This is a genomic window from Acinetobacter sp. YH1901134, from assembly GCF_013416965.1.
GTDB classification, from domain to species: Bacteria; Pseudomonadota; Gammaproteobacteria; order Pseudomonadales; family Moraxellaceae; genus Acinetobacter; species Acinetobacter amyesii.
Map to the genome: position 1 here is coordinate 1 of NZ_VPEW01000030.1, position 6820 is coordinate 6820.

Genomic DNA, 6820 nt, shown 5'->3' on the forward strand with positions numbered 1-6820 from the left:
AGTAACTTGGCTGCTGCTTTAGGAGTTAAAGCAGGTTCTCGTGCATAGTCAAAAGACAAAGGAATCGCTTTAGTTTTAACGATTTGATTCAAGAACAGTTTGAATGCTTGAGGCATAGTCAAACCATAGTCTTCCAAAATTGGGGTGACTTGTTCTTTTAACTCTGCTTCTAAGCGCATATTGAAATTGACTGCGGACATGATTCCCTCACTCAAAAACCATTAAAGTAAAGATAATATAAGTCATATTCTTTACTTTTTCATTACTTTTGATGTAATAAATGGTTTCTGACAACTGAATTTCGTATAACAGCCATTATGTTAAATAACTTTTAGAAGCTTTAGTACAAGCTTGACAGATTGTCTTATCATTATAAAATAACCTTATTCAAATCATCCTCCCAAGAGTAACGCCAATGAAGTAAGTCATTTTCTCATCATTATTTTTAAACTTTTGATGTGCAAAATAGATTCTACTTGTGGCTATATATTCTTGGTCTCTACTTTATATCCTAAATAATATATTGTTTTTTATAAGTTAATCTTCACTATTTTGCATATCCTCTACATGAGGAATTTTTTATGCAACATGCATGTATTGCTTCAAACTTAAATTTAGAATTTTCTACACAGAAAATGTTTGATCAGCTAAACATTACGCTTTTATCAGGACAGGTTTCTGCATTAATTGGACGTAATGGTTTAGGTAAATCCCTATTGTTCAGAATATTAGATCAAAGCCAAGCTTTAGATATTCATTATAGTGGTCAAGTTTCATGGAATATCCAACATGATTATTTGGCACAATTAGAACGCCTTAATGCTGAAAATATTGCACAAGCATTAGAGGTAGATCATTTACATCATGCTTTTCGGCGTATAGAGAACAATACAGCTAGTTTTGATGATTATGAGTTAGTTGAAAATACCTGGGATTTACCACAAAAATGGCAAAATATACTTGAAAATGCTGACTTACCTACGGATTTGAACTTTCCAACAGAAAAACTGAGTGAAGGACAAAAAACAAAGCTGGCTTTATGTCGTTTGTTTTTAAAAAAGGATCACTATCTACTTTTAGATGAACCAAGCAACCATTTAGACTCAACATCTAGACAATGGTTAATTGAGAGTATTTTGGCACACCCTAGTGGTGTATGCCTGATTAGTCATGATCGCCAATTACTCAATCAAGTCCAACATATTTATGCTTTAACTGAATTAGGCTTACAACACTACAAAGGTAATTATGAGCATTACATTCAACAGCATCAGCTACACATGGATGCATTAACTCAGTCTATTAATAATGAGAAAAAAGAATTAAAGCAGTTAAAACAACGGCAACATGATAGCTTAATGAAAGCGAATAAACGTCAATCTAAAGGCAATGAACTTCGTGATTCTAATTCTCAAGCAAAGATTTTTCTAGATTTCAAAAAGGAAAATGCTGGACAAAGCTTAGGTAAGCTACGTGCCCAACAAACTCGACAAACTGATGATTTGAAAAATAGTCTGATTAATAGGCAGACCATTGTAGAAAAAATCAAAGCTCAGAAGTTTGAATTCCACTTACAGAGTACGAAGCAAGGAGAGATTTTAAGAATTCATGATTTAAAGCTACCCCATACAGCAACAAATAAAATTAATTTTGCATTGAAAGCTGGCGAAAAAATCCATCTTAAAGGTGCTAATGGAATTGGTAAATCAACCTTATTGAAATTGATTTCTACCCATCAACGTGATGATATTTTCTTTAGTGGAACATGTTTGTATTTAGATCAAAACTTTAGTTTATTAAATAATGATTTATCCGTAATCGAAAACCTTGCACTTTATAACTCCAATCTTACTGAAGTTGAGTGGAGAAATTTGTTAGGTCAGTTACGTATTCGTCGTGAAAAAGCTTTATTAAAACTATCAGAACTGAGTGGTGGTGAAAAATTGAAAGTCGCATTATTAGCAATGAGTCACTATCCTGATGGTATTGATTTATTATTGCTTGATGAACCAGAAAATCATTTAGATATTGAGTCTAGAGAGCTTCTATCGCAGGCTATTAGCCAATATCAGGGCGCTGTAATTTTAGTTTCACATGATCATTTTTTTGTTGAACAGTGTGAAATATCTGAAGAGTATTTAATTGAGTAAAATGACATTTTCAAATATATAGATTTATTAGTTCTACTAAAATTAACATAATACACCTTATACGAAATGCTTTATAATTATCCTTATAATTCAACGCTGTAGTTTCTAGTTGATAGCCCGAACATCACTGTTCGGGCTTTTTTAATGATTTGTCACGTTCCACGCCTACTATTTAATCAATGTTTCACAACTTTGATTAGCTCAATTAAATAATTAAAACCTAGATAATAAGAACCGAGCGAGTGTCTACGAGCGATTGAGCATCATCAAAATTTCGCCCTCGCCTTTTCTCTGATTACAAGCTCCCTTTCGATTTTAAACGGTAGGTACAGAGCATCCCGAATGGGTGCGAACTTTGGAGCTTTTGCTTTTCAAAAAGTATGAGCGAAGCGAATACATTACCAATATTTTTGCTTTTAGATTTCACAAATAGGATTACCCAAAAACTGCCCCACGAAGCGAGGAACGAGCTTCAATAGAGTACGAGCTTTAGCGAGTACCTAGGGCAGTTTGCACTCCCCTCTCGAAAGGCTTTTAATTATTTTTAAAGCTTTTAAATGCTTTTAGATAAGCTGAAAACATTGATATTAGAGGACTACAGCTTATATAAGCACACAAATTCTCTTGTATAAGCACACAAATTCTCTTGTATAAGCACACAAATTCTCTTGTATAAGCACACAAATTCTCTTGATTTACACACATAAAATATATAGTGTGTAAATACACATTAATAATAACGTGTATTTAATATGAAGAATGGTTTAGTTGTGAAAGATAATGCATTAATAAACGCCAGTTATAATTTAGAACTAACGGAACAGCGTTTAGTCATGCTTGCAATCATTAATGCAAGGGAATTAGGGCGGGGTATTACGGCAGATAGCAAACTAGAAATACATGCTAGTGACTATGCAAAACTATTTAATGTATCACCTGATGCATCCTACAAAGCCCTGAAAGATGCCGTAAATAATCTATTTAACAGGCAGTTTAGCTATACAGCCGAATATAAAAAAACAGGGAAGGTAGGTATCGTTCGCTCTCGCTGGGTAAGCCGTATTTTTTATGTAGATGATTTGGCATTACTAGAAATTACTTTCGCACCTGATGTAGTTCCTTTAATCACTAGATTAGAAGAACACTTTACAAAATATGAAGCCAAACAAGTTGCACACCTAACCAGTAAGTATGCTACTAGACTTTATGAGTTATTAATCGCTTGGCGTGAAGTTGGTAAAACACCTGTTTTTGAACTACAACAATTACGTAAAAATTTAGGTGTTGAAGATGATGAATATCAACGTATGCACCATTTTAAAAGCCGTGTATTAGAAACTGCCATTACTCAAATCAATGAACATACAGACATAAAAGCCACTTATGAGCAACACAAGAAAGGGCGTACAATTACTGGGTTTTCATTCAAGTTTAAGCAGAAACAACAACCGAAAAAATTAGATTCTAAGCGTGACCCAAACACACCTGACTTTTTTATCAAAATGACCGATGCACAACGCCATTTATTTGCAAAAAAAATGTCAGAAATGCCTGAAATGGGGAAATATTCACAAGGTACAGAAAGCTACCAACAATTTGCTATTCGTATCGCTGATATGCTTTTAGAGCCTGAAAAATTCAGAGAGCTTTATCCAATTTTAGAAAAATCAGGATTTCAGCCATGATTAAATTAAATAACCTATCAACCGATCTAAAGCATGTGACCGTTGAATACCTCGACATCGTAAATTATGAAATTGCGAGGGAAAATATATGCGGTTATATCTTCCTATTATCCCGACTATCCAAAGATGCCGAACCCACCGAAAAAATGCAGATGGAAAGCAAAATACAGAACTTAATTTACTATCGGGATAATTTACAAATCGAGGACAAGGACAATATTCAAAAGGTTTTAAATACGCTCATTCCAGAGTATCAAGCCGAACAAAACAACCAAACAGCTAAGAAAAATTAGGCTTCAATATCGGGCAAATCAAAAAGCTGTCGATCTCTATTTTCTGTTAAATATTCGTTGAGTTCAGCGAGTATTTTTTCTTTATTGGCTTCATTTGCCTGCATTTTCTTAATCAAGTAAGAACCGAGCAAAATTTTACGCCTAGTATCATCCTTGCGCTCCTGTTCTTTCTTTTTGGTACGTTCTCTTGCTTCAATAGCCTGTTTCTGTGCTTTTAACTGTTTCAGCTTCTCTAACTGGGCTTCAATTTTCTTTTCGATATTTTCAGCAGATTTAGTCATAACGGTTAATTTCGGAATATAGAAAACCACTCAAGCATAAGACCCTATGAATTGAAATTCAAGCGGGTAATATGCTATCGTGTTTTTCATGAAATGCGCACTTACGACTTGAATTTCATTCAAGTCAAAAGATGCGTAAGGGGGACACCCCTTAACCCCAAAAGCAAAAGCAAGAGCGGTAAAGCAAATGAAGAAATACAATATTGATGAACAGCATATTTTTATATGCTCAAACTGTGGGAATGAATTTTTATACAAATTACCTAAAATTCTTATAGAGCAAATGAATGGAGTATCCATTCAAACTATTAGAAAAGAATGCCCGAAATGTAATCAATACGTGGATGCCACAAGGAAAATTTAATGGCGATTTACCACTGTACAACCAAAACCGTTAACCGCAGTTCGGGAAGAACTGCCGTTGCATCTATGGCTTATCGTGCAGGGGAAAAACTCAAAGATGAACGAACAGGACTAACCCACGATTTTACGAGAAAGGATGGTGTCGCCCATAGCGAAATTGTGTCTAACCTTGATATAGAAATAGACCGTAGCGAATTGTGGAACTTGGCGGAACAGTCCGAAAACCGCAAAGATGCTCGAACTGCTAGAGAATGGGTCATTGCCCTACCTGATGAATTAGACGCTGATCAACGTAAGGACTTGGCAAAAGAGTTTGCTCAATCACTTGTTGATCGCTATGGCGTGATCGCAGATTTAGCCATTCACGAACCCAGCAAAGGCGGAAATGATAAAAACCATCACGCCCATATCATGCTGACCACCCGAAAAGCTGAATTAGACCCTGACAATAAACTCACTTTGACGACAAAAACCGATATTGAGTTAAGTAATGCCAAACGCAAAAGCCTAAATATGGGAACAACCCAAGACGACATCAAACAGATTCGGGAAACATGGGCGGACTTAGCCAATCACGCACTGGAGCGAGCAGGCTACCGAGAAAAAATAGACCACCGCAGCTATGCCGATCAGAACAATGGACTACAAGCCACCATTCATGAGGGGACTTCGGTCACTCAACTCCGTAGACAAGGCATAGACACCGAAATCAGCCGTTATAACGACCATGTGAAGCAACACAACGCCCAACACCTCAAACAACAGCAACAGCGCACAGACAGCGTTTTACAGCGTGGTTTAAACCGTGCCGAGCAAGGCTTCGAGCAATGGCAGAAAAACCAAGAAGCTAAACGCCTAGAACAAGAACGCCAAGCCGAAATACAACGACAGCAAAAACTAGAGCAACAGCAAGCCGAGCGAGCCAACCGTAAAGCATCACAAGACTTAGATCAGGGCGGAATGTACCGATGAGCAACCAAAACGACCTAGATGACCAGCTCTATATTTTACTGGCATCTATGAAAGAGTATCGAGAAGCCATAGCAGACGATAACAAGCGATTAGAAGCGTTTTACAAGGAAGTGGCTAGCGGAGTACTCAATAAGACCGAAAAACACCTAAAAAACGCCAATCAGAAGCAAATAGACGCACTCAACAACAGTATTCGGGAATTAAACAATGCAACCAATCAACTTGACTGGCGATTCATGGCAATCTACGCCAGTGCTTTTGTTAGCTTGCTGATCGTTTTCTTTTTAGCATTATTTTTATATGTGCCGAGCATGGACGAAATCAAACAGCGTAGAGCAGACGTTGCATGGCTAGAACAAAAATACAGCCTAGATATTAAAAATTGCAATGGGAAGTCTTGCGTTCGCATCATGAAAAATGACTGTCACGGAGCGAATAAGGATTATTGTGTGATTGACCCAAAATAATGATTAGACAGTACTTTGCTCGGCTCTTGCCATCACCGAATCAATGACAGCAGTCGCAAAGTTGCCCGACTTTGAAACATGGCTAAAGCCATCTTTCAAAGCATCGAGCGATAGTCATCCAAAAATTTCGGAATGGCTATCCAACTGATGCAGTTCTAAAATATCGTCACCAACAAGCCTATAGATCAAGACTAAATCAGGCTTCACATGACAATCACGACAATTTTTAAACTCTGCACCACCTTTCAAGGGATGATCTAAATACTTTTCAGGCAAAGGATTATTTGCGACTAAACAATCTAATACTTCTGCCCATTCAGCCGTAACCAGTTCTAAATAACGTCTTTTAATATCACGTTTAAAAGAACTGGTTACGATAATCTTACGTTTAGCCATGTGCTTCTTCCGACATAGCTTTAATCGCTTCTTCTACCGTTTCGTACTCGGTGTACTCGCCATTTTCAATCTCTTTTAAAGATTGAAGTAACTTGGCTGCTGCTTTAGGAGTTAAAGCAGGTTCTCGTGCATAGTCAAAAGACAAAGGAATCGCTTTAGTTTTAACGATTTGATTCAAGAACAGTTTGAATGCTTGAGGCATAGTCAAACCAT

The 6820-nt window shown here is 36.8% G+C and carries 9 protein-coding genes; 5 read left to right on the forward strand and 4 right to left on the reverse strand.

Features of this window, described 5'->3' with window-relative positions:
- The coding region (locus tag FTV50_RS16290) for a type II toxin-antitoxin system RelB/DinJ family antitoxin (RefSeq protein WP_180025081.1) at positions 1-200 on the reverse strand (200 nt) is incomplete at its 3' end.
- Positions 201-581: 381 nt separating this feature from the next.
- Between FTV50_RS16290 and FTV50_RS16295 the strand changes: the two genes are divergently transcribed.
- From FTV50_RS16295 to FTV50_RS16305, 3 genes are all read left to right on the forward strand, one after another.
- Positions 582-2150, forward strand: a complete 1569-nt coding sequence (locus tag FTV50_RS16295; protein WP_159124549.1) for an ATP-binding cassette domain-containing protein — start codon at positions 582-584, stop codon at positions 2148-2150.
- A 752-nt stretch (positions 2151-2902) separates the two neighbouring features.
- A complete protein-coding gene (repM, locus tag FTV50_RS16300; protein ID WP_026438545.1) occupies positions 2903-3835 on the forward strand; it encodes a replication initiation protein RepM in 933 nt (310 codons plus the stop codon).
- A complete protein-coding gene (locus tag FTV50_RS16305; RefSeq protein WP_087528905.1) occupies positions 3832-4128 on the forward strand; it encodes a hypothetical protein in 297 nt (98 codons plus the stop codon). The genes repM and FTV50_RS16305 overlap by 4 nt, the downstream gene beginning before the upstream one ends.
- Here FTV50_RS16305 and FTV50_RS16310 read toward each other — a convergent pair.
- Positions 4125-4409 carry a hypothetical protein gene (locus tag FTV50_RS16310; protein WP_004871868.1) on the reverse strand — a complete coding sequence of 95 codons (285 nt, stop codon included), beginning with the start codon at positions 4407-4409 and terminating at the stop codon, positions 4125-4127. The genes FTV50_RS16305 and FTV50_RS16310 overlap by 4 nt on opposite strands.
- Positions 4410-4772: 363 nt before the next feature.
- On the opposite strand from FTV50_RS16310, the gene mobQ reads away from it, so the two are divergent.
- Together mobQ and FTV50_RS16320 are read left to right on the forward strand one after the other, a co-directional pair.
- On the forward strand, positions 4773-5744 hold the full coding sequence (mobQ, locus tag FTV50_RS16315) for a MobQ family relaxase (RefSeq protein ID WP_087528904.1): 972 nt from the start codon (positions 4773-4775) through the stop codon (positions 5742-5744).
- Entirely contained in the window at positions 5741-6211 is a 471-nt protein-coding gene (locus FTV50_RS16320; protein WP_004870960.1) for a hypothetical protein, read from the forward strand. The genes mobQ and FTV50_RS16320 overlap by 4 nt, the downstream gene beginning before the upstream one ends.
- A gap of 114 nt (positions 6212-6325) precedes the next feature.
- Here the strand turns inward: FTV50_RS16320 and FTV50_RS16325 are convergent, their stop codons facing one another.
- Both FTV50_RS16325 and FTV50_RS16330 read right to left on the reverse strand, forming a co-directional pair.
- Positions 6326-6607, reverse strand: coding sequence for a type II toxin-antitoxin system YafQ family toxin (locus FTV50_RS16325; protein WP_001129137.1), 282 nt, complete (start codon positions 6605-6607; stop codon positions 6326-6328).
- Positions 6600-6820 (reverse strand): type II toxin-antitoxin system RelB/DinJ family antitoxin (locus tag FTV50_RS16330; RefSeq protein WP_180025082.1); only part of this gene is annotated, 221 nt, incomplete at its 5' end. The genes FTV50_RS16325 and FTV50_RS16330, both read right to left, overlap by 8 nt.